The sequence below is a fragment of the Geodermatophilus obscurus DSM 43160 genome, assembly GCF_000025345.1.
Taxonomy (GTDB): Bacteria; Actinomycetota; Actinomycetes; order Mycobacteriales; family Geodermatophilaceae; genus Geodermatophilus; species Geodermatophilus obscurus.
Genome location: NC_013757.1, coordinates 2006428 through 2028649 on the forward strand (window position 1 = coordinate 2006428; position 22222 = coordinate 2028649).

Annotated in this window: 22 protein-coding genes and 3 pseudogenes; 13 read left to right on the forward strand and 12 right to left on the reverse strand. The window is 73.9% G+C overall.

The window, feature by feature from the left end:
- The first annotated feature begins 145 nt into the window (after positions 1-145).
- From GOBS_RS09495 to GOBS_RS29660, 5 genes and pseudogenes are all read left to right on the forward strand, one after another.
- On the forward strand, positions 146-1675 hold the full coding sequence (locus tag GOBS_RS09495) for an aldehyde dehydrogenase family protein (protein WP_012948074.1): 1530 nt from the start codon (positions 146-148) through the stop codon (positions 1673-1675).
- Between the two features lie 40 nt (positions 1676-1715).
- Complete coding sequence (locus GOBS_RS09500) at positions 1716-1895, forward strand: hypothetical protein (RefSeq protein ID WP_012948075.1); 180 nt, start codon at positions 1716-1718, stop codon at positions 1893-1895.
- A 334-nt stretch (positions 1896-2229) separates the two neighbouring features.
- Entirely contained in the window at positions 2230-2580 is a 351-nt protein-coding gene (locus GOBS_RS28730) for a Glu/Leu/Phe/Val dehydrogenase dimerization domain-containing protein (RefSeq protein WP_243697686.1), read from the forward strand.
- A gap of 95 nt (positions 2581-2675) precedes the next feature.
- A pseudogene (locus GOBS_RS29495) lies at positions 2676-3394 on the forward strand (Rossmann-fold NAD(P)-binding domain-containing protein).
- Between the two features lie 58 nt (positions 3395-3452).
- Positions 3453-3635 (forward strand): annotated as a pseudogene (locus GOBS_RS29660) (2-oxoadipate dioxygenase/decarboxylase family protein); the annotation flags it as partial.
- Positions 3636-3847: 212 nt separating this feature from the next.
- Here the strand turns inward: GOBS_RS29660 and GOBS_RS25350 are convergent.
- Together GOBS_RS25350 and GOBS_RS29665 are read right to left on the reverse strand one after the other, a co-directional pair.
- Positions 3848-4438 carry a LysR substrate-binding domain-containing protein gene (locus tag GOBS_RS25350; protein ID WP_081448849.1) on the reverse strand — a complete coding sequence of 197 codons (591 nt, stop codon included), beginning with the start codon at positions 4436-4438 and terminating at the stop codon, positions 3848-3850.
- A 139-nt stretch (positions 4439-4577) separates the two neighbouring features.
- Positions 4578-4763: pseudogene (locus GOBS_RS29665) on the reverse strand (helix-turn-helix domain-containing protein); the annotation flags it as partial.
- 100 nt (positions 4764-4863) lie between these two features.
- Between GOBS_RS29665 and GOBS_RS09515 the strand changes: the two are divergent.
- Positions 4864-6030 carry an NAD(P)/FAD-dependent oxidoreductase gene (locus GOBS_RS09515; RefSeq protein ID WP_012948076.1) on the forward strand — a complete coding sequence of 389 codons (1167 nt, stop codon included), beginning with the start codon at positions 4864-4866 and terminating at the stop codon, positions 6028-6030.
- A gap of 22 nt (positions 6031-6052) precedes the next feature.
- Positions 6053-7585 (forward strand): L-piperidine-6-carboxylate dehydrogenase, encoded by a 1533-nt coding sequence (gene amaB, locus GOBS_RS09520; protein WP_012948077.1) that lies wholly within the window; start codon positions 6053-6055, stop codon positions 7583-7585.
- 59 nt (positions 7586-7644) lie between these two features.
- Here the strand turns inward: amaB and GOBS_RS09525 are convergent, their stop codons facing one another.
- From GOBS_RS09525 to GOBS_RS09555, 8 genes are all read right to left on the reverse strand, one after another.
- Positions 7645-7920, reverse strand: a complete 276-nt coding sequence (locus GOBS_RS09525) for a type II toxin-antitoxin system RelE family toxin (protein ID WP_012948078.1) — start codon at positions 7918-7920, stop codon at positions 7645-7647.
- Positions 7917-8192: a type II toxin-antitoxin system Phd/YefM family antitoxin gene (locus GOBS_RS09530; RefSeq protein WP_041242092.1), complete on the reverse strand. Its 276-nt coding sequence runs from the start codon at positions 8190-8192 to the stop codon at positions 7917-7919. The genes GOBS_RS09525 and GOBS_RS09530 overlap by 4 nt, the downstream gene beginning before the upstream one ends.
- A 156-nt stretch (positions 8193-8348) precedes the next feature.
- Positions 8349-10316, reverse strand: coding sequence for a catalase/peroxidase HPI (gene katG, locus GOBS_RS09535; RefSeq protein WP_243697687.1), 1968 nt, complete (start codon positions 10314-10316; stop codon positions 8349-8351).
- Positions 10317-10319: 3 nt separating this feature from the next.
- Positions 10320-10565, reverse strand: a complete 246-nt coding sequence (locus GOBS_RS28740; protein WP_243697688.1) for a hypothetical protein — start codon at positions 10563-10565, stop codon at positions 10320-10322.
- Between the two features lie 272 nt (positions 10566-10837).
- Positions 10838-11224, reverse strand: coding sequence for a hypothetical protein (locus GOBS_RS09540; RefSeq protein WP_041241427.1), 387 nt, complete (start codon positions 11222-11224; stop codon positions 10838-10840).
- Positions 11225-11416: 192 nt separating this feature from the next.
- Positions 11417-12484: a non-homologous end-joining DNA ligase gene (ligD, locus tag GOBS_RS09545; protein ID WP_012948080.1), complete on the reverse strand. Its 1068-nt coding sequence runs from the start codon at positions 12482-12484 to the stop codon at positions 11417-11419.
- A gap of 86 nt (positions 12485-12570) precedes the next feature.
- Positions 12571-14127 carry an alpha/beta hydrolase gene (locus tag GOBS_RS09550; protein ID WP_012948081.1) on the reverse strand — a complete coding sequence of 519 codons (1557 nt, stop codon included), beginning with the start codon at positions 14125-14127 and terminating at the stop codon, positions 12571-12573.
- A 118-nt stretch (positions 14128-14245) separates the two neighbouring features.
- On the reverse strand, positions 14246-15325 hold the full coding sequence (locus tag GOBS_RS09555) for an ATP-dependent DNA ligase (RefSeq protein WP_012948082.1): 1080 nt from the start codon (positions 15323-15325) through the stop codon (positions 14246-14248).
- 112 nt (positions 15326-15437) lie between these two features.
- On the opposite strand from GOBS_RS09555, the gene GOBS_RS09560 reads away from it, so the two are divergent.
- The 3 genes from GOBS_RS09560 to GOBS_RS09570 are packed head-to-tail and all read left to right on the forward strand — an operon-like array spanning position 15438 to position 16463.
- A complete protein-coding gene (locus GOBS_RS09560) occupies positions 15438-15674 on the forward strand; it encodes a type II toxin-antitoxin system Phd/YefM family antitoxin (protein ID WP_012948083.1) in 237 nt (78 codons plus the stop codon).
- Positions 15671-16057 carry a type II toxin-antitoxin system VapC family toxin gene (locus tag GOBS_RS09565; protein ID WP_012948084.1) on the forward strand — a complete coding sequence of 129 codons (387 nt, stop codon included), beginning with the start codon at positions 15671-15673 and terminating at the stop codon, positions 16055-16057. The genes GOBS_RS09560 and GOBS_RS09565 overlap by 4 nt, the downstream gene beginning before the upstream one ends.
- A 4-nt stretch (positions 16058-16061) precedes the next feature.
- Positions 16062-16463, forward strand: a complete 402-nt coding sequence (locus GOBS_RS09570; protein WP_012948085.1) for a DoxX family protein — start codon at positions 16062-16064, stop codon at positions 16461-16463.
- Here the strand turns inward: GOBS_RS09570 and GOBS_RS09575 are convergent.
- Both GOBS_RS09575 and treZ read right to left on the reverse strand, forming a co-directional pair.
- Complete coding sequence (locus GOBS_RS09575) at positions 16438-17160, reverse strand: dihydrofolate reductase family protein (protein ID WP_012948086.1); 723 nt, start codon at positions 17158-17160, stop codon at positions 16438-16440. The two genes, GOBS_RS09570 and GOBS_RS09575, sit on opposite strands and share 26 nt — an antisense overlap.
- 1 nt (position 17161) lies before the next feature.
- A complete protein-coding gene (treZ, locus tag GOBS_RS09580; RefSeq protein ID WP_012948087.1) occupies positions 17162-18916 on the reverse strand; it encodes a malto-oligosyltrehalose trehalohydrolase in 1755 nt (584 codons plus the stop codon).
- Positions 18917-19099: 183 nt separating this feature from the next.
- On the opposite strand from treZ, the gene GOBS_RS09585 reads away from it, so the two are divergent.
- The 3 genes from GOBS_RS09585 to GOBS_RS09595 are packed head-to-tail and all read left to right on the forward strand — an operon-like array spanning position 19100 to position 22088.
- A complete protein-coding gene (locus GOBS_RS09585; RefSeq protein ID WP_012948088.1) occupies positions 19100-20134 on the forward strand; it encodes an efflux RND transporter periplasmic adaptor subunit in 1035 nt (344 codons plus the stop codon).
- Positions 20131-20871: an ABC transporter ATP-binding protein gene (locus GOBS_RS09590; protein WP_012948089.1), complete on the forward strand. Its 741-nt coding sequence runs from the start codon at positions 20131-20133 to the stop codon at positions 20869-20871. Before GOBS_RS09585 ends, GOBS_RS09590 begins: the two co-directional genes overlap by 4 nt.
- A complete protein-coding gene (locus GOBS_RS09595) occupies positions 20868-22088 on the forward strand; it encodes an ABC transporter permease (RefSeq protein ID WP_012948090.1) in 1221 nt (406 codons plus the stop codon). The genes GOBS_RS09590 and GOBS_RS09595 overlap by 4 nt, the downstream gene beginning before the upstream one ends.
- Positions 22089-22222 lie beyond the last annotated feature (134 nt).

Genomic DNA, 22222 nt, shown 5'->3' on the forward strand with positions numbered 1-22222 from the left:
GCACCGCGGCGGACGAGGGACACCGACCCCAGAGACATCCCCACGGTCGTCGACCGTGGGTACGTGCGGACGACCCGACGCACCGCACACCGAGCGGCCCGGCTCGGCCGGCCGACCCCGCACCACCTAGGCACTGGAGAAGTCCATGTCCGAGCAGAGCGTCCTGAGCCCGCCCACCGGCGCGGCGTCCCCACCGACCCAGCTGATGCTGATCGGCGGGAACTGGGTGGAGGCCGCCGACGGCGAGTGGCGTGAGATCACCAGCCCGGGTCACCGCGGCCACCTCCTCGCGCGCGTCCCGCGCGGCAACGCCACGGACGTCGACCGCGCCGTGATCGCCGCGCGGGAGGCCTTCCCTGCTTGGCGCGACCAGCACTTCAAGGAGCGCCAGCGGGTGCTGCTGAGGATCGCCGACGCCCTCGAGGGCCGCGCCGAGGAGCTCGCCCGGGTCACCGCCGCCGACACCGGGAACGCGCTGCGCACCCAGGCGCGGCCCGAGGCGGCGTTGCTGGTCGACCTGTTCCGCTACTTCGGCGGCGTGGCAGGGGAGGTGAAGGGCACGACCCTGCCGGCCGGGGCGACGCAGCTGCAGTACACCCGGCAGGAGCCGCTGGGGGTGGTCGGCGCGATCCTGCCGTGGAACTCGCCGCTGATGATCGCCGGCTTCAAGGTCCCGGCCGCACTGGCCGCGGGGAACACCATCGTCCTCAAGGCCGCCGAGGACGCTCCGCTGTCCATCCTGCTGATGGCCGAGATCTGCGAGGAGTTCCTGCCGCCCGGCGTGCTGAACGTGGTGACCGGTACCGGCCGGGCAGCGGGCAACGCCCTGGTCGAGCACCCCGGCGTGGACAAGATCTCCTTCACCGGCTCCACCGAGGTCGGCCGGGGCATCGCCAGCAAGGCGGGGGAGCGGCTGGCCCACCTGTCCCTGGAGCTGGGCGGCAAGAACCCGTCGATCGTGTTCCCCGGTGCGGTGACCGACGAGCTGATCGAGGGGCTGGTGCTGTCCTCGCGGATCAGCCGGCAGGGCCAGAGCTGCACCGCCGGCTCGCGGCTGTACCTGCACCGCGACGTCCACGACGAGGTCCTCGCCCGGCTGGCGGAGCGTCTGGGGGCGATGAAGGTCGGTGATCCGCTGGACGAGAGCAGCGACATCGGCTCGGTCATCAACGAGACCCAGTTCGACTCCATCACCGAGTACCTGCAGGACGGGCTGGCCAATCCCGCGCTGCACGTCGAGGTCGGTGGGTTGCCGCCGACCAGCGGACCGCTGGCCGAGGGGTTCTTCCACGTGCCCACGTTGTTCTCCGGCGGCGACAACAGCTTCCGCCTCGCCCGCGAGGAGATCTTCGGGCCCGTGGTGGTCGCCATCGCCTGGGAGGACGTCGACGACGTCGTCCGCATGGCCAACGACACCGCGTACGGGCTGGGTGCCTACGTCTGGAGCTCCGACATCAACCTGGCGATCACCACCGCGCACCGCCTCGAGGCCGGCTGGGTGCAGGTCAACCAGGGCGGGGGACAGGTCGTCGGCCAGTCCTACGGCGGCTACAAGCAGAGCGGCATCGGCCGCGAGGTGTCCCTCGAGGGCATGATCGCCGGCTTCACGCAGACCAAGCAGATCAACGTGCGCCTGGGCCACGGAGCGACCCCCGCGCCGCGCACGGGGCCCTGACCGGGCGCCGCACCACCGTCGACCTGACCGTGGAGGACGGATGGCCAGCTACACCGCGACCGCGATCTGCGAGGGCGACCACTGGGTCATCGACGTCCCGGGTGTCGGCACGACCCGGGCCGACAGCGTCGACGACATCGAGGAGATGGCTCTCGACCTGGTCGTCGCGATGACCCGCACCGCCCCCGAGGAGGTGCACGTCCAGACGCGCATCGTCTGACCCGGCTGTCCACGGTCGTCCATCCGGCGGGGCCGGGCCCGCGGGCTGATCGGCGCGGTCGGCGGCGAGTTCCCCGCGACGGCCCGCCAGGCACGCTCCGGAAGGCGCGCGTACGTCGAGCGAGGGGCCGGGGGACGGGCGGACACCTCGTCAGGCCAGGTCGGCACCTGCTCGATCCTGTCGGCCTCCTGCGCTCAGGGCACCGCCGCACGCGAGCGCCAGGAGTCCTGGTGCCAGGGCAACGACCGTCCGCCCTCCCGGGCTCCCTGCCGGCCGGCTGTCCGCGCAGACTCGGATCGCGGTCACGAGTGCGTGGATCGGAGGCCCGGCCGCCATGACGGAGGACGTCCTCTCCCTGGTGGACGAGTGGGGACCGGAGAAGGTCGTGTGCGTGTCGGACCGACGGTCGGGCATGCGCGGCGTCCTGGTGCTGGACAACACCGCACGGGGGATGGGCAAGGGCGGCACCCGGATGAGCCCGACGCTGACCGTGCGCGAGGTCGCCCGGCTCGCCCGCACCATGACGTGGAAGTGGGCGGCGGTCGACATGTTCCACGGGGGCGCCAAGGCCGGGATCCTCGGCGACCCGACCGCGCCGGGCAAAGAGGAGGTCCTGCGGGCCTTCGCCCGGGCGCTGCGCAACGAGGTCCCGGCCGAGTACGTCTTCGGGCTCGACATGGCCTGACCGAGCAGGACGCCGCCGTCCTCCTGGACGAGCTCGGCGACCGCGGCGCGGCCGTCGGCCTGCCGCGGGCGCTGGGCGGACTGCCCTACGACGAGCTGGGGGTCACCGGCTTCGGCGTCGCCGAGGCCGCCGACGCCGCAGCGGCCGAGTCGGGCTGGCGGCTGGCCGGCTCGCGCGTGGCGATCCAGGGTTTCGGTGCCGTCAGGCAGGTCGCCGCCCGGCAGTTCGTCGAGCTGGGCGCGGCCGTGGTCGCCGTCTCGACCTCGGCCGGCGCCGTCCACGACCCCGACGGCCTGGACGTCGCCCGGCTGTCCGGGCTGCGGGCCGAGCTGGGGGACGACTGCGTCCGGGGGTACGGCGGCGTCCGGCCGGCCGATACCGCGCTCACCGTGCCCACCGACGTCTCGTGCCCGCCGCCCGCGAGGACGTCGTCGACGACGGCATCGCCCTGGCGACCTCGGCCCGGCTGGTGGTCGAGGGCGCGAACCTGCCGACCACGGGCACCGCCCTGGAGATCCTCGCCGAGCGCGGCATCCCCGTCGTCCCGGACTTCATCGCCAACGCCGGTGGGATCGTCGCCGCGGCGCACTCCATGGACATGCGGTACTCGCCGTTCCGCGTGGACCCCGATGACGTCTTCGCGATGATCTCGACGAAGCTGCGGGCCAACGCGGCCGCCGTGCTGGCCGAGGCGGCGCGCACCGAGGACACCCCGCACACCGCCGCCCGGCGCCTCGCCCAGCAGCGGGTGCTCGCTGCCATGCGGCTGCGCGGGAAACTGCCCGTCGACACCACCCCGGAGCCGCTGTCGTGACCACCGTCGACACCACCGCGCTGCGGCCCGCTCTGCGCGGCGCCTCTCCGGGCCCGACGTGCTGCTGCGCCAGCCCTCCTTCCGCGCCCTCGCCGAGCCCCACCGGTTCCGCGAGGCCGATGGGCAGATCAGCCAGGGCGAGCTGCGGGTGCGCTCCGGCGAGGTGGGGGCGCGCGGCATCGCCCTGACCCCCGGGGGCCGCGACCGGTACGACCGGCTCGTCGCCGAGGTGGACCGGCGCACGGCCGAGACTCCCCGGCCGGGCGCGGCAGGAGGTCGCCGCCGAGGGCGGCGCGCCCCGGGACGCCCGGTGGCTGTCCGAGGCGATCGGCCGTCCCCTCCGCACGCCCGAGCAGCTGTACGCCGAGCAGCGCGCGGCGTCGCTGGACCGGGCCGCGGCCGAGCTCGGCGTCGTCGGGGGGATCGACACCGAGCCGCGGTCCCCGGCCGCCCTCAGCCGTCCCGCCCGGTGGCCACGGCGGCCCGGACGGCGCCGACGACGGCACGCACCCCCGGCTGCGGTGCCGGGTCGCGGCGGTGCGCCAGCACGATCGTCCGCTCGAGCCGGTCGGTCAGGGGCACCGCCGTCAGGCCGTCGCGGCGCAGCGCGAGCATGAGCTCGGTGACCGGCGCGACGCCGAGGCCGGCGGCCACCAGGGACAGGGTCGAGGCGGTGTCGGTCACGGTGTGGTCCACCCGGGGCTCGAAGTCCGCCCGGCGGCAGGCCATCCGGATCGCCCGGCCGTAGGAGGTGTGCGCCGGGGGCAGGATCCACGGCTCGTCGGCGAAGTCGTGCAGCGCGGACGGGCCCTCCCGCGCCGGGCGCCCGGCAGGCGTCGCCATCGCGAACCGCTCGGTGGCCAGCACGAGCAGGGCGACGTCCGCCGCCCGGGGGATGGGGGCCTGCGGGTAGTCCACGCCGAAGGCGAGGTCCACCCGCCCGGCGGCGACGACGGAGGTGGCGTCGTCCACGTCGACCTCGACCGACCGCAGGCTGACCCCGGGGCTCTGCACCCGCACCCGCACCAGCGCCTGAGGCAGCAGTGCCGCCCGCCGCGGTGCCGATGACGCCGATGAGCACCCGCGCCTGCGGCCGCCCCGGCAGGCCCGCCAGCGCCTGCTCGGTCCGGCGGGCCAGCGACAGCAGCCCCACCGCGTGGTCGGCGAGCAGGTGTCCGGCGTCGGTGAGCTGCACGCGGCGTCCGACCTGGGTGACCAGCTCGGCCCTGACCGACCGCTCCAGCGCGGCCATCTGCTGGGACACCGCGCCGGTCGTGTAGCCGAGGGCGACCGCGGCCGCGGTCATGCTGCCCGTGTCGCGGATGGCGACCAGGGTCCGCAGCTCCACCAGGTCCAGGTCGACGTCCATGCAGCAGAGCCAAACGGAGCGGCTGCATGATCATCGATGGTGCTGCACGCTGTCGGGCTCCAGGATGGCGGCACGCCCCGCCCACCCCGGAGGACCCGCGATGACCGCTCCTGGACGCCGGCTCCCGTCCTCGGCCTCCGTCGTCGTCATCGGTGGGGGAGTGGTGGGGCTGAGCTCGGCCCACTCCCTGGCGCGGGCGGGGGTCCGGGACGTCGTCCTGCTGGACCGGGGTGCGCTCGGGTCCGGGTCGACCAGCCGGGCCGCCGGCGGCGTGCGGGCGCAGTTCTCCGACCCCGTCAACATCACACTCGGCGCGCGCAGCCTGGAGACGTTCCGTGATTTCGCCTCCCTGTTCGGCCAGGAGATCGACTTCCGCCAGGTCGGTTACCTGTTCCTGCTCAGCACCCCCGAGGCGGTCGCGGCCTTCGAGGCCAACGTCGCCCTGCAGAACGAGCTCGGCGTGCCGAGCCGGATGATCAGCGTGGCGGAGGCCGAGCGGCTGTCGCCGCTGACCGATCCCGGCGGGCTGCTCGGCGCCGCGTACTCGCCGACCGACGGGCACTGCACCCCCGAGTCGGTCGTGCTCGGCTACGCGTCCGCCGCGCGCCGGGCGGGGGCCACGCTGCTGCCGCACTGCGCGGCGACCGCGATCGACGTCCGCGACGGCCGGGTGGTCGGCGTGCGGACCGGGGCCGGCACGATCCGGACCGACGCCGTGGTCTGCGCCGCCGGCCCCTGGTCGGCCGAGGTGGCGGCGTGGGCCGGGGTCGACCTGCCGGTCACGCCGCTGCGCCGGCAGATCCTGGTCACCGAGCCGGTGCCCGGCCTGGACCCGCGCACGCCGTTCACCATCGACTTCGAGACCAGCTTCTACTTCCACGCCGAGGGGGAGGGCCTGCTGCTGGGCATGTCAGACCCCGACGAGACCCCCGGCTTCCGGCTCACCCGCTCGGACGCGTGGCTGCCGCGCCTCGGCGAGGCGATCGAGCGACGCGCACCCGCGCTGGCCGGCGTCGGCATCGCCGGGGGATGGGCCGGGCTGTACGAGATGACGCCGGACCACAACGCCCTCATCGGCCGGGCGGACACGGTCGAGGGCTTCCTGTACGCCACCGGCTTCTCGGGGCACGGTTTCCTGATGGGACCGGCCGTGGGCGAGGTGGTGCGCGACCTCCACCTCGGCGAGGAGCCCTTCGTCGACGTCACCGGCCTGAGTGCCGCACGCTTCGCGGGCGCGGACGCCCGCCCTGAACTCAACATCGTCTAGACAGCAGCCCGAGGAGATCCCCGTGACCACCACCCTGCCCACCGCCGACGACCTCCGTCAGCAGGCCCAGGACGCCGCCCGCCGCTGCGGTGTCGACCTCGACGCCCTCGCCGGCGACCACTTCGTGACCTCCCCCGTGAACGGGCAGCCGCTGTCCTCCGTCCGCTGGTCCACCGGGGCAGACGTCGATGGTGCGGTCGCCCGCGCGGTCGAGGCCTTCCGCTCGTGGCGGACCGTCCCCGCGCCGGTCCGCGGCGGGCTGGTGCGCCGCTTCGGGGAGCTGCTGCGGGAGCACAAGGCCGACCTCGGCACCCTCGTCAGCCTCGAGGTCGGCAAGATCACCTCCGAGGCCGAGGGCGAGGTCCAGGAGATGATCGACATCTGCGAGTTCGCCGTCGGCCTCTCCCGCCAGCTCTACGGGCGGACGATCAGCTCCGAGCGACCCGGCCACCGGCTGATGGAGACCTGGCACCCGCTGGGCGTCGTCGGGGTCATCAGCGCCTTCAACTTCCCCGCGGCGGTCTGGTCGTGGAACACCGCGATCGCCCTGGTCTGCGGTGACCCGGTGGTGTGGAAGCCCTCGGAGCTCGCTCCGCTGACCGCCGCGGCGAGCGCCGCGCTGCTGGACCGGGCCATCGCCGAGGAGGGCGCGCCGGAGGGCCTGAGCCAGGTCCTGATCGGCGGGCCGGACGTCGGCGAGGCCCTGGTCGACCACCCCGGCGTCGCGCTGCTGAGCGCCACCGGCTCGACCCGGATGGGCCGCGCGGTGGGGCCGCGGGTGGCCGACCGCTTCGGCCGCTCGCTGCTGGAGCTCGGCGGCAACAACGCCGCGATCGTGACGCCGTCGGCGGACCTGGACCTCACCACCCGCGGCATCGTGTTCTCCGCGGCCGGGACCGCCGGCCAGCGCTGCACCACCATGCGGCGGGTCATCGCCCACGTCGACGTCATCGACGAGCTCACCGAGCGGGTCGCCGCCGCCTACCGCCGGCTGCCCATCGGCTCGCCGGTCGCCGAGGGCACCCTCGTCGGGCCGCTCGTCCACGGGGCGGCCTACAAGGCCATGCAGAACGCCCTGGAGGCCGCCGGCCAGCAGGGCGGCGAGCTGGTCGTGGGCGGGGGCCGCCGGTTCGAGGACGAGGCGCCCGACGCCTACTACGCCGAGCCGGCGATCGTGCGGATGCCCGAGCAGACCGACGTCGTGCGGCAGGAGACGTTCGCGCCGATCCTCTACGTGCTGCCCTACCGCACGCTGGAGGAGGCGATCGCGCTCAACAACGACGTCCCCCAGGGCCTGTCCTCGAGCATCTTCACCAGCGACCAGGCCGAGGCCGAGCGCTTCCTCGCCGCCGACGGCTCGGACTGCGGCATCGCCAACGTCAACATCGGCACCTCCGGCGCGGAGATCGGCGGGGCCTTCGGCGGGGAGAAGGAGACCGGCGGCGGCCGGGAGTCCGGCTCCGACGCCTGGCGCAGCTACATGCGGCGGGCCACGAACACGATCAACTACTCCGGTGAGCTGCCTCTCGCGCAGGGCGTGAAGTTCACCGTGTGACCGGACGGGCCGGCCTCCCCAGGACGGGGGCCGGCCCGGCGACGGCGCGGAGGTTGCGGTCAGCCGTAGACGTCGGCGCGGTGCGAGATGCGCACGACCCTGACGAGGACCTCGTTGTCGTGGATCGAGTAGATGACGCGGTACTGGCCTCGTCGCGCGGACCAGTAGCCCTCGAGGTCGAAGCGCAGCGGCTTCCCGACGCGGTACGGATCCGCAGCCAGCGGCCCGTAGAGGAAGTCGACGACCGCGACAGCCACCGGCTCCGGGAGGTCTCGCTCGATGGCCCGCTTGGCCGCCGCCGAGAGGACGACGGTGTGGCGACGAGGGCCGGTCACCGCCGGCGGGCCGCGAGTGCGGCCCGCACCTCGGCCTCGCCGTAGACCTCGCCGGCGGCCATCAATTCCTCGGCCTGTCTGATGTCCGACCGCGCTCGAGGATCGGACAGGATCTCCAAGGTCTCCATCAGGGACTCGTAGTCCTCGACGGCGAGGATGACCGCGACCGGGCTGCCGTTCTTGGTAACGGTGACGCGCTCGTGCGTGCCGGCGACCTCGTCGATCACCTGGCTGAAGTGCGCCTTGACCGCCGCCAGCGACTGCGTCGTCATGACCACAATCATGGTCAGCTGGCCAGCTGCGGTCAAGCAGCTCGGCCGGGGCTCCGTCACGGCCCGTGCCGGCCCGGGTGCCGGTGCATGTACCCGCTGGACGCGCGGACGGCCCGGCCCGCGGGATGCGAGCCGGGGCGTCCGGACAGGTGGTGTCTACCGCAGGTCGAAGCGGTCGAGCTCCATGACCTTGACCCACGCTGCGGCGAAGTCCTGCACGAACTTCTCCTTCGCGTCGTCTGCCGAGTAGACCTCGACGATGCCGCGGAGGATCGAGCTGGAACCGAACACCAGGTCGGCGGCGGTGGCGGTGCGCACGACGTTGCCGTCGATGTCCAGCCCCTCGTAGACGCCCTCGGTGTCGACCGAGGTGCGCCACGAGATGCCCAGGTCGAGCAGGTTGCGGAAGAAGTCCTGCGACAGCACGCCCGGGCGGTCGGTGAAGACGCCGTGCTGCGCGCCGCCGGTGTTGGCGCCGAGCATGCGCAGGCCGCCGAGCAGGACGGTCATCTCCTTCGCGGTGAGCTCGAGCATGTAGGCGCGGTCGATCAGCAGCGTCTCAGGCGCGAGCTTGCTGCCCGGGGCGATCCAGTTCCGGAACCCGTCGGCCTGCGGCTCCAGCCAGCCGAAGTTCTCGACGTCGGTCTGCTCCTGTGACGCGTCCGTGCGGCCCGGGTCGAAGGGCACCGTGACCGCGACCCCGGCGTCCGCGGCGGCCTTCTCCACCGCCGCGGTGCCGCCGAGCACGATCAGGTCGGCGAGCGAGACCTTCTTCCCGGTCTGCTGCTCGAACTCGGCCTTCACGCGCTCGAGCACCGGCAGCACGGCCTGGACGCCTTCGTTGACCGCCCAGCTGAGCTGCGGCTGGAGGCGCAGCCGGGCGCCGTTGGCGCCGCCGCGCTTGTCGGTCCCGCGGTACGACGCCGCGGCCGACCACGCCGTGTGCACCAGCTGCGACACGCCCAGGCTGGAGGAGAGCAGGCGCTGCTTGAGGTCGGCGATCTCCGCCTCGCCGACGAGCTCGTGGTCCACGGGGGGGACCGGGTCCTGCCAGATCAAGTCTTCGCTCGGGACGTCCGGGCCGAGGTAGCGGCTCTTCGGGCCCATGTCGCGGTGCAGCAGCTTGAACCAGGCGCGGGCGTACTGGTCGGCGAAGTACTCCGGGTCGTCGCGGAACCGCTCCGCGAAGACACGGAACTCGGAGTCGGCGATGAGGGCGAGGTCGGTCGTCGCCATCATCGGCGGGTTCTTCCTGCCCTCGATGTGTGCGTCGGGGACGAGCTCCTGCGCCTCGGGGTCCTTCGGCCTCCACTGCTTGGCGCCGGCCGGGCTCTCGGTCAGCTCCCACTCGAAGCCGAAGAGGGTCTCCCAGTAGGAGTTGTCCCACGTCGTCGGCGTCGGGGTCCAGGCGCCCTCGAGACCGCTGGTGATCGTGTCGGCGCCCCTGCCGGTGCCGTACTGGCTGATCCAGCCCAGGCCGTTGCCGTGCACCGGACAGCCCTCGGGCTCCGGGCCGACGAGGTCGGGGTTGCCCGCCCCATGCGTCTTCCCGAAGGTGTGGCCGCCGCCGATCAGGGCGACGGTCTCCTCGTCGGTCATGCCCATCCGGCGGAAGGTCACCTTGATGTCGTGGGCGGAGGCGAGCGGGTCGGGCTGACCCTTCGGGCCCTCGGGGTTGACGTAGATCAGTCCCATGGTGACGTTGGACAGCGCACCCTCGAGCTCGAGCGGGGCCTCGCTGCTGTAGCGCTCGTCGCCGAGCCAGGTGTCCTCCGGGCCCCAGAAGACCTCCTCGGGCTGCCAGGTGTCCTCGCGGCCGAAGGCGAAGCCGAAGGTCGCCAGGCCCATGTCGTCGTGCGCGACGTTGCCGGCGAGCACGAGCAGGTCGGCCCAGGAGATCTTGCGGCCGTACTTCTGCTTGATCGGCAGCAGCAGGCGGCGGGCCTTGTCGAGGTTGGCGTTGTCCGGCCAGCTGTTGAGCGGGGCGAAGCGCTGACCGCCTTGCCCACCGCCGCCCCGCCCGTCGGCGATGCGATAGGTGCCGGCCGCGTGCCACGACATGCGGATGAACAACGGGCCGTAGTGGCCCCAGTCGGCGGGCCACCAGTCCTGCGAGGTGCGCATCACCTAGACGAGGTCGCGCTTGAGCTCCTCGACGTCGAGCTCTGCGAACTCGGCCTCGTAGTCGAAGTCCTCGCCGAGCGGGTCGGAGTCCTTCGACGGCTTGTTCAGCACCGACAGGTCCACCTGGTTAGGCCACCAGTCCCTGTTGGTGCGTGGCCGCCGGTCCGTGACCGGGGTCGGCGAGGGGATCGCCGGGTTCTCGCTCTCGCTGGTGCTCTCGGTCTGGACCCTGTCGTCCTCGTTCTTCACGGTGTCCCTCCCTGTGCTGTGGGGCGGTCGGGTGAGGCGGGAGGCTGGCCGGCAGCGCAGGACGGGCAGCGCCCCCAGTAGAAGACCTCGGCCTCGTCGATGACGAACCCGCCGTCGTCGGAGGGGGTCAGGCAGGGCGCGGCACCGGGATCAGCGCCTCGGCGAGCGCTCACGATCTCGTCACTCATCAGCCGCGACGGCGGGAGAGACGCCCACGACGACATGCGCCGCACCCTGCGCCGGCGCGTCAGGACGGGACAGAGCCCGAGGACCTACTCCTGGAGGGTCCTCTCGGAGTCCGAGGTCTCGGCTCTGGACCGCACCGACCGCTGGGAGGCCCGGGCCGCGCTGCGGAACGACCTGCACGGCGTGCTCCGGCGGCCGAGGACGACGGTGCGGTGGAACACGGCGGCTCGGCCGCGGGGGACCGCGCAGGCCTTGAGCAGCGCGGTGATCTCGTCGTCGGTGAGGATCGGCACCGGCTTCTCCGGTGGCGCGGGTATCTCGATGCCGTCAGTCGGGGCGACCTCCAGTTCCCCTTCAGTGACCGGCCATCGACAGACCCGGCGCATCCCGCGCAGCCGCGTGCCGAGGGTGGAGGGCTCGGCGGTCTCGGCCGGCCGCGCGGCGACCGCGCGCCGGGTCGGTTCGTCGAGCACCGGCTGCCGGCCGCGGTCGGTCAGCCGGCGGGCAGCTCTTGGACGCTCTGGCTGTAGCGCCCGATCGTCCGGGTGCTTCGGGAGCGGCCCCAGCCGCCCGGAGGGGCGACCGGAGGACTACGCCAGATCCCCCTGCCGGACGTGGGTTGTCCGTCGAGTGAGCGCTGTGCTTCCCTGGCGTCGAGCGCCGGATCATCCGTCCGCGCGGGTAGGACGCTTGGCCCTGCTCGGTTGGACCCGCATGGGCTCTCCCGGCATCTTCGGGTAGTCGGGGGGATAGGGCAGGTCACCGAGACCCTGGTCCTCCGCCTGACGCTCGGCCAGCTCCAGCAGCGGCTCGATGCCGAACGCGTGGTCGGACAGCCCGGCGTGCTTGTCACCGACCTCGCGGAAGCGGGCCGGCATCGTCAGCACGTCGAAATCGGTCGGGTGGACGTCGAGCAGCTCGTCCCAGTCGACCGGCGCGGACACCGGCGCGTGCGGCTTGGGCCGGATGGAGTACGCCGAGGCGATCGTGCGGTCCCGGGCCATCTGGTTGTAGTCGATGAAGATTTTCTGGCCGCGCTCCTCCTTCCACCACGACATCGTCACGCGCTCGGGGATGCGCCGTTCCAGCTCGCGGCCGAAGGCGATGACCGCCCGGCGCACCTCGGGGAAGGTCCACCGCGGCTGGATCGGCACGTACACGTGCACGCCGCGCCCGCCCGAGGTCTTCGGCCAGCCCTCCATGCCCAGCTCGTGCAGCAGTTCGCGCACGTGCGGGGCGACCCAGACGGCGTCGGAGAAGTCGGTGCCCGGCTGCGGGTCGAGGTCGATGCGGATCTGGTCGGGCTGCTCGACGTCGGACTTCGACACCGGCCACGGGTGGAACGTCAGCGTGCCGAGGTTCGCGCACCAGGCGACGACGGCCACCGAGTCCGGCGCGATCTCGTCCGCCGTCCGCCCGCTGGGGAAGGTGATGTGCGCGGTCGGCACCCAGTCGGGGGCGTTCTTGGGCACCCGCTTCTGGTAGAAGGCGTCGCCGGTGTTGTCCGTGCGGGTGGACAGCCGCGCGCCCTCGAACACCCCGCCCGGCCAGCGCTCCAGCGTCGTCGGCCGGTCCCGCAGCGCGTGCAGGATCCCGTCGCCGACCGCGACGAAGTACTCGACGACGTCGATCTTGCGGATGCCGCGCTCGGCGAAGTACGGCTTCTCCGGGCTGGACACGCGCACCTCGTGCCCGTCGACCTGCAGCAGGACGGCGTCCTTCGACGACGCCATCAGCGACCCGACCCCGCAGTGGTGATCACCCGGCGCACCCTAGGCGAGCAGGCCGGGTCGTGTGCCGACCCGGCGTGCCGCACCACTCAGGCGGGGCAGGTCTGCCCGTCCTGCGGCACCGCCAGGTCGATGAGATAGGCGTTCACCGCACCGGTGACGCAGCCGGTGCGGGGGTAGGCCGTGTGGCCCTGCCCCTGCCAGGTCAGCAGGACGCCGGAGGCGAGGTCCTCGGCCATGTCGACCGCGCCGGGCAGGGGGGTCACCGGGTCGCCGGCGGTGCCGACGACCAGGATCGGCGCCGCGCCCTCGGCGTCCCGCTCGGGGATCGGGGTGCGCTCGGCCTCCCACACCGCGCAGCTGCGCAGCCCCACGGCCGCGCCCGCGCCGAACAGCGGGAAGCGCTGCCCCCACTCGGTGGTGAGGGTGCGGACCTCATCCTCGGGCACCTCGGTCGCCGGGTCGGTGTCCGCGCAGTTGATCGCCAGGTTGGCGTCCATGGTGTTGGTGTAGGTGCCGTCCGCCATCCGGCTCCAGTAGGCGTCCGCCAGCGAGAACACCCCCGCCGCGTCGCCGTTCCGGGCGGCGGACAGGGCCTGCGTCAGCTGCGGCCAGCGGCCGGCGTCGTAGAGGGAGTACAGGACGGCGGTCATGACGATGCCGGGCGTCGCCTGGCGGGTCTCCCCTGGCCGCGCGCTGGGGATCGGCGCCGCCGCCGCCTGGTCCAGCAGCTCCTCCGTGGCGCGGCGCGGGTCCGGGCCGAGCGGGCAGCCGGCGACCAGGCCGACGCAGTTGGCGGCGTACGCGTCGAAGCTCGCCTCGAGCGAGGTGGCCTGCTGCTCGGCCTCGGCGCGCGGGTCGTCGTCGGGGTCGACGGCGGCGTCGAGCACCAGCGCCCGCACCCGGTCGGGGAACAGCTCGGCGTAGGTGGAGCCGAGGGTGGTGCCGTAGGAGTAGCCGAGGTAGGTCAGCCGCTCGTCGCCCAGGGACTGGCGCAGCAGGTCCATGTCCCGCGCGGTGTCGACGGTGTTGAAGGTGCCCAGCGCTTCGCCGTACTCCTCGGCGCAGCCGTCGGCGAGCTCCTGCTGCAGCGCGAACGCCTCGTCGACCTGCTCCGGCGTGGTCGGTCGCGGCTCGGCGGCGACCACCCGGTCCTTGACGTCGGGCGGGATGCACTCGACCGGCGTCGACAGCCCCACCCCGCGCGGGTCGAAGCCGACGACGTCGAAGCGGCGGAGCACGTCCTCGGGCAGCGTCAGCGCCTGACCGAGCGCGGCATCGGCGCCGGAGCCACCGGGTCCGCCGGGGTTGATGACCAGCGACCCGATGCGGTCGGTCTGACCGGCCAGCCGCGCCCGGACGAGGAAGAGCGGCAGCGTGGCGCCCTGCGGCTCGTCGTAGCTGATCGGCACCTCGGTGCGGCCGCACTCGAAGGCGAGGTCCCGCTCGCTGCCCGGAAGGCCGGTCACCAGCTGCGAGAGGTCCGGGTCGCAGTCGGTCCAGGCGATCTCCGCCGCCTCCGGCTCGGCGGGCGCCGAGGACGCCGGGGCCGTCGACTCCGCCGCGCCGTCGTCGGAGGAGGTGCAGCCGGAGACCGCCACGAGCAGTCCGGTGGCAGCGGCGACCAGGCCGCGGGACACGCGCATGGGTCCCGAGGGTATGAGCTGGACCCGGCGGGTGCAGGCACGGGCCCCGCCCCGGTGACGGCGGTCCCCGCCATAGCCCCGCCTCGAGCTGGCGAGGTCAGTGAGGGCGGGTCCTGCCTCAGCCGTCGAAGACCTCCGCCAGGTCGTAGCGCACCGGCACCTCCAGCTGGTCGTAGGTGCAGCTGCGCGCCTCCCGGTCGGGGCGCCAGCGCAGGAACTGGCCGGTGTGCCGCAGCCGCCGTCCCTCCAGCTGGTCGTACTTGACCTCCACCACGAGCTCGGGGCGCATCGGCACCCAGGAGAGGTCCTTGCCGGCGTTCCAGCGGCTCTGCGCGCCGGGCATCCGGTGCTCGTCGCCGTTGCTGCCGTTGACGACCTGCGCGTTCGCCCAGTCCTGCCACGGGTGCCCGTCCAGCGCCTCGGCCCGGTAGGGCGCCAGCTCCTCGACCAGCTCGGCCCGCCGGGCCATCGGGAACGACGCCGCGACGCCGATGTGCTGCAGGTCGCCGGAGTCGTCGTAGAGGCCCAGCAGCAGCGACCCGACGATCGGCCCGCTCTTGTGCCAGCGGAACCCGGCCACCACGCAGTCCGCCGTGCGCACGTGCTTGACCTTGGTCATCAACCGCTGGTCGGGGCCGTACGGCAGGTCGGCGGGCTTGGCCACGACGCCGTCCAGACCGGCGCCCTCGAACTCCTGGAACCAGCGCTGTGCGGTGTCGGGGTCCTGGGTGATCGCGGTGACGTGCACCGAGTCCGTGCCGGTCACGACCTCCTGCAGCCGGGCCCGCCGCTGCGCGAACGGGGTCTCCATCAGCGACTCGTCCCCGATCGCGAGCAGGTCGAAGGCGACGAAGGAGGCCGGCGTCTGCTCCGCGAGCAGCCGGATGCGGGACTCGGCCGGGTGGATGCGCTGCAGCAGCGCCTCGAAGTGCAGCCGGTCGCCGTTGGGGACGACGATCTCGCCGTCGACCACACAGCGCTCGGGCAGCGCCGCCTTGACCGCCTCGACCACCTCGGGGAAGTAGCGGGTCAGCGGGCGCTCGTTGCGGCTGCCCAGCTCCACCTCGTCGCCGTCCCGGAAGACGATGCACCGGAAGCCGTCCCACTTCGGCTCGTAGAACATGCCCTCGGCGGTGGGCACCTTGGTCACGGCCTTGGCCAGCATCGGCTTCACCGGCGGCAGCAGGGGCAGGTCCATGCCGGTCAGTCAAGCAGCAGGCGACGACCACCGGAGCGCGCCGACCACGGACGTCACCAGGTCGGGGCGCAGCGGACCGGCGGCACGAACCGCCACTAGTAGACTAAGTCACATGACTACGTCAGTCGGGGTGCACGAGGCCAAGACGCACCTGTCGCGGCTGCTGGAGAGGGTTGCGGCGGGTGAGGAGGTCGAGATCACCAATCGCGGGAAGGTGGTCGCCCGGCTGGTGGGTCCCACCCGGCGAACGCCGAACTTCGGGTTCGACCGTGGCAACGTGTGGATCGCCGACGACTTCGACGACGACCTGCCCGAGGACCTGCAGCGGGCGTTCGAGGGTGAGGAGTGAGGGTCCTCCTCGACACCCACGCGCTCGTCTGGGCCGCCACCACCCCCGAACGGCTCGGATCGGGCGCCGATGTGCTCGCGGACGCCGATGTGCGTCTCGTGTCGGCGGTGAGCATCTGGGAGCTGGCGATCAAGCAGCACCTCGGCAAGCTCTCCGTCGGGTCCGACGTCCGCGTCTGGACGCGACGGGTGACCAGTGAACTCGTCCTCGACCACCTCCCGGTCACCGCTGACCACGCCGCCGCGGTCGAGCACCTGCCCGACGTCCACCGCGACCCGTTCGACCGGCTCCTCGTCGCCCAGGCCGTCGCCGAAGGGGCCGTGCTGCTGACCGCGGACGACCGGCTCACGGCGTACGGCGACGTCGTCCGTCTGGTCGGCTGACCCCGTGGCCCGCCCGACGACGGACGACGCGGCAGCGTGGGCGCTGACCGCGCTCATGGTGGTCAGCGGGGTCTCCCACTTCACCTCGCCCGGCTACTTCCGCGAGCTGGTGCCATCGTGGCTGCCGGCGCGCTCGGCGGTGGTCGCGGTCAGCGGGGCAGCCGACATCGCGGTCGGAGTCCTCGTCGCGGTGCCGGCGACGCGGCGGACCGGCGCGCGGGCGACCGCCGCGCTGATCACCGCCTACCTGCCGGCACACCTGGAACCGCTGCGGCACCGGCGCACGGCGCAGCGGGCGTTCGACCGGCCGATCGGGATCGCGGCCCGGGTCGTCGTCAACCTGGCCTACGTCGCCTGGGCCGCGGCGGTCGCCCGGCGCGCTACCGGTCGACCGCGTACCGGGTGAACAGCACGCCGTCCTCCTCGAGCACCTGCAGCAGCCGGGGGCGGACGACGTCCGGCAACGGGCCGGCCAGCAGCCGGTCCGGACCGCCGACCAGCGCCGGCGCGATCGTCAGGTCCAGCTCGTCGACCACCCCGGCCGCCAGCGCCGCCGTCAGCAGGGCCGGCCCGCCCTCGCAGACCAGCTGCTCCAGCCCCCGCTCGGCGAGCGCGTCCAGCGCCGTCGGCAGGTCGACGTCGTCGTCCCCGCACACCAGCACCGTGACCCCTTCGTCGCCCAGTGCCGCCCGCCGGTCCGGGTCGGCCGCCGCGCACGTCACCAGGACCGTCGGCGCGACCGCCAGCCGGTCCCCCGGGGCGAGCGAGGCCCGCCGCGAGACGACGACGACCGGTGCGGACACCGGCCTGCCCAGCGCCGCCCGCAGCCGCCCCACCGCCGAGTCGGCGGCCACCGGCCGGTAGCCCTCAGCCGCCGCGGTCCCGTGCCCGACCAGCACGGCGTCGGCGAGGGTGCGCAGCACCCGGAACACCCGCTTGTCGCCCGGCGAGCCCAAGCCGGCGCTCCTCCCCTCGACCGTGACGGCGCCGTCGAGGGAGGCGACGAAGTCCACCCGCAGCGACCGGCCGGTCGGCGACCGGTAGGCCTCGACGAGCGCGTCGTCGTCGAGGTCGGGGGAGGGGGCGGGCAGCAGCCGCCGCACGTCAGGCGGTGGTCAGCACGGCCGCGCTCTCGGCCGGCACGGTCACCGTCCGCCCGTCGAGGTGCGGCAGCTCTCCGGTGGCGAACAGCACCTCCGCCACCGGGCCGTCCAGATCGATCTCGCGGGGGACGTCGGCGAGGTTCGCCACCACCCGCAGGGAGCCGCGGTGCACGACCAGCCAGCGGTCGGCGTCGTCCCAGGAGACGTGCACCCGCGACAGGTCCGGGTCGACCAGGTCGGGGTGCTGGTGCCGGAGTCGCAGCAGCGCCCGGGTGGCGGCGAGCAGCGTCCGGTGCGGCTCGCGCTCGGGCTCGCTCCAGTCCAGCTTCGAGCGGGTGAAGGTCTCCGGGTCCTGCGGGTCGGGCACCTCGTCGGCGTCCCACCCGTGCTCGGCGAACTCGCCCTTGCGCCCCTCCGCCGTCGCCCGGCCGATCTCCGGGTCGGTGTGGCTGGTGAAGAACTGCCACGGCGTCGCGGCACCCCACTCCTCGCCCATGAACAGCATCGGGGTGAACGGGCTGGTGAGCACCAGGGTCGCGCCGACGGCGAGCAGGCCGGGGGAGAGGGACGCCGAGATGCGGTCGCCGACCGCGCGGTTGCCGATCTGGTCGTGGTCCTGCAGGTAGCCGAGGAACTTCCAGCCCGGCAGCAGCGCGGTGTCGACCGGCCGGCCGTGGTGCCGGCGGCGGAAGCTCGACCAGGCGCCGTCGTGGAAGTACGCGCCGGTCAGCGTCCTGGCCAGCCCGGCGAGGCCCGCCGCGGCGAAGTCGCCGTAGTAGCCCTGGCCCTCACCGGTGAGCACCGAGTGCAGCGCGTGGTGGAAGTCGTCGCTCCACTGGGCGGAGATGCCCAGGCCGCCTGCCACCCGGGGGGTGACCATGCGCGGGTCGTTGAGGTCGCTCTCGGCGATGAGGGTCAGCGGCCGGCCCTCGGCGACCGACAGCCGGTCGACCTCCTGGGCCATCTCCTCGAGCACGTGGATGGCCCGCTCGTCGACCAGCGCGTGGACGGCGTCCAGCCGCAGCCCGTCGACGTGCATGTCGTGCAGCCACATCAGCGCGTTGTCGATGATGTAGCGGCGCACCTCGTCGGAGTCCGGCCCGGAGAGGTTCACCGAGCTGCCCCAGGTGTTGGCGCCGCCCTCGCTGAAGATCGGCATGAACAGCGGCAGATAGTTCCCGGACGGACCGAGGTGGTTGTAGACGACGTCCTGCAGAACGCCCAGGCCGCGCTGGTGGCAGGCGTCGACGAAGCGCTGGTAGGCCGCGGGACCGCCGTAGCTCTCCTGCACCGTGTACCAGAGGACGCCGTCGTACCCCCAGTTGTGCGTGCCGTCGAAGCCGTTGACCGGCAGCAGCTCGACGAAGTCCACGCCGAGGTCGACGAGGTGGTCCAGCCGGGCGACCGCGGCGTCCAGCGTGCCCTCGGGCGTGAAGGTGCCGACGTGCATCTCGTAGACCACGCCCCCGGCCAGCGGCCGGCCGGTCCAGGCCCGGTCGCCCCACTGGTACGAGGCGGGATCGTGGCGGCGGGACAGCCCGTGCACGCCCTCGGGCTGGCGGCGCGAGCGCGGGTCGGGACGGGGCGTGTCGTCGTCGCCGAGCAGGAAGCCGTAGTCGGCCTCGGGACCGGCCTCGACCTCGGCGCGCCACCAGCCGCCCTCCTCCCGGCGCATCTCGTGCACCGACCCGTCGACCTGCACCCGGACCCGTTCCGGGACCGGCGCCCAGACGGCGAACTCGACGGCAGCGGACATGCAGGGGCCTCCAGGGGAGAACGGGGTCGTCGTGCGGCGGTCCGGGGGGTTGTGCCCGGGCGGACGGTCTCCAACCACCGTTCGCGGCGTGCCGCGCGCCATCGGGCTTCCAGAGCGTCCCGGTGTCGTTACCGTGCGCTCCCACCGGTGCAGGGGAGCACCACCCCGCCTCCGAGGAGCGCCATGCACACGGTTCGCACCGTCGTCTTCCCGGCACTCCGTCTGCTGGTGTGGATCGTCATCGCGGTCGCCCTCGTGGTGCTCGCCTTCCGCGGCGGCAGCGGTGAGGCGGCGCCGGTGTCCGCCGGGGCGCCACCGGTCGACCTCACCTCCCCGGTGGTTCCGGTCGCGCGCGGCACGGTCGCCAACACCGTCACCGCCCAGGGCACGGTCGTCGCCGACGCCACGGTCCCGGTCAAGGCCACCAAGGCGGGCACGGTCCGCCGGGTGCTGGTCGGGGACGGCGACGTCGTCGAGGAGGGCGACGCCGTCGTCGAGGTCCGCTGGGAGGAGGAGCGCGAGCCGGTCCCCGGTACCGACGCCGAGGGCAACCCCACCAGCACGCCCCGCGCGCCGCTCGTGCGGACGGCGACCGTCCCCGCCTCCACGGCCGGCACCGTCACCGCCGTCGACGTGCTGGTCGACCAGGTCGTCGCGGTCGGGGACCGGGTCGCCGGCATCTCCCCGGGCTTGCTGTCGGTCACCGCGACGCTGAGCCAGGACGACCAGTTCCGGTTACTGGCCCCGCCATCCACCGCGCAGGTCGAGGTGCAGGGCGGGTCGGCGCCGTTCACCTGCACCGACCTCACGCTCGGCGCGCCGGCCGCCGCGGGGAGCGGCAGCGGCGACCAGACCTTCGCCGGGGTGGACCCGGCCGCCACCGGGACGGCGCAGGGCGGCACCGCCGCCCGCTGCCGGGTCCCCGCCGGGACGACGGTGTTCGCCGGCATGGCCGCCACGGTGGTCGTGGACGCCGGGGTCGCGGAGGACGTGCTGGTCGTCCCGGTGACGGCGGTGCAGGGGTCGGTGCAGCAGGGCAACGTCTGGGTGGTCGGGGCCGACGGCGCCCAGGAGGAGCGCGCGGTGGTCCTCGGGCTCACCGACGGCGACCAGGTCGAGGTCCGCGAGGGCCTGGCCGAGAGCGACTCGGTGCTGCTGTTCGTGCCGGTGCCCGACGACACACCGCAGGGCCCGGAGATGGCTGGGCCGTTCGGATGACGCTGCTGACACTGCGCGGTGTCAGCCGCGAGGTCGCGCTGCCCGACGGTGGCGTGCTACCGATCCTCACCGGGGTCGACCTGGAGGTGGCGCCCGGCGAGCACGTGGCGGTCGTCGGCCGGTCGGGGTCGGGCAAGTCGACGCTGCTCAACCTCCTCGGCCTGCTCGACACCCCGACCGGCGGGGAGTACCTGCTCGACGGGGAGCCGACCGACGCGCTGGGGGCCCGCCGTCGCGCGCGGCTCCGCGGCGAGGTGTTCGGCTTCGTCTTCCAGCAGTTCAACCTGCTGCCCCGGCGCACCGCGGAGGAGAACGTGGCCGCGCCGCTGCTCTACGCCCGCGGCCGGGACTACCTGCGCCGCCGGCGGACGGCGCGCGAGCTGCTCGACCGGGTCGGCCTGGGCGCCCGCGCCGACACCGTCCCCGAGCGGCTCTCCGGCGGTGAGCAGCAGCGGGTCGCGATCGCGCGGGCGCTGGTGCGCTCGCCGCGGGTCGTCCTGGCCGACGAGCCCACCGGCGCGCTCGACGTCGAGACCGGTGCGCAGGTCATGGCGCTGCTGGCCGAGGCCGCCGCGGAGGGGGGCGCCGCGCTGGTCACCATCACCCACGACCTGAACGTCGCCGGGCTGGCCGACCGCCGCTACCGGCTGGACGCCGGCCGGCTCACGCCGCTGCCCGACCCGGCGCCGACCCTGCCCTCGCCCGCTGCCGCACCCCTCGAGGGAGCGGTCCCGTGATCCCCGTGCTGGCCACCCTCGCCGAGGCGTGGAGCGAGGTGCGGGTGCACCGGGCGCGCGTGGTGCTCTCCCTCGTCGGCGTGTTCCTCGCCGTCTTCGCCATGACCACGGTGACCGCGCTCGGCCTGCTCGTCGCCCAGGTGCAGCAGGAGCAGGGGGAGCGCATGGGCGGCCGGCCGGCCACCATCGGCGTCACCGTCTACGACCCGCAGACCGGGATGCCGCCGGACCCGCGGGAGTGGGACGCCGCCGTCGCCGACCTCACCGAGCGGTACGGGATCACCGCCACGGCCAGCATCGGGTACGAGGAGGCCCGCTTCCGGCTGCCCGGCGGTACCCAGGCGGTGCAGACCAAGCGCGTCTCGCCGTCCTACGGGCAGCTGCACCGCATCGAGCCGGTCGAGGGCCGGTGGCTGCGCGAGGGCGACCGGGACAGCCTGGCGCCGGCCGTCGTCGTCAACGAGGCGTTCCTCGGCGCGCTCGGCGTCCCGGACCTGTCGGGCCGGCCCACCGTCGTGATCGGCGGGGACAGCCCGGTGCGGGCCGCGATCGTCGGCGTCGTCCGCGAGGGCTACGGCGACGAGCTGCTCGCCTACCGGGTGGACCGCTCGGCCGGCCCCTGGGACGAGCCGGCTCCCGCGACCCCGTCGGCGATGGCGTTCGGGCCGGCCACGCTGGAGCTGTGGGTGCCGCCGGAGCAGGCCGACGAGGTCATGGCGGTCGTCACGAACGACCTCGGGCTGGCGCTCGGCGGGGTCCAGGTCGACGCGTACCGGCAGGACTCGCAGGGCCTGGAGGAGACCCTCGGCATGCTGCGGCTGGCCATCCGCGGCGCCGGCGTCGTCGTGCTCGTCCTCGGCGGGCTCGGCGTGCTCAACATCGGGCTGGTCACGGTCCGCCAGCGGATCCGGGAGATCGGCGTCCGGCGCAGCTTCGGCGCGACCTCGTCGCGGGTGTTCTCCGCGATCATGCTGGAGAGCGTCTGCGCCACGTTCCTCGCCGGGCTCACCGCGGTCGCACTGTCGGTCGTCCTGGTGCGCAACCTGCCGCTGGAGTCGCTGCTCAACAGCGGGGTCCCGCTGGCCGAGACCCCGGCCTTCCCGGTGGCCGCCGCGGTGGAGGGCCTGGTGGCGGCCACGGCGGTCGGCGCACTGGCCGGGCTGCTGCCCGCGGTCATCGCCGTCCGGGCGAAGGTGATCGACGCCATCCGCTTCTGAAGGACCCCGCTGCCCCCCACCGCTCGCAGGCTCGTGGCGGGATCCTGCAGCGGGGCCGTTCCAGCCCGTCGCCAGGCTGGCGGCGGGACCCTGCAGCGGGGCCGTTCCAGCCCGTCGCCAGGCTGGCGGCGGGA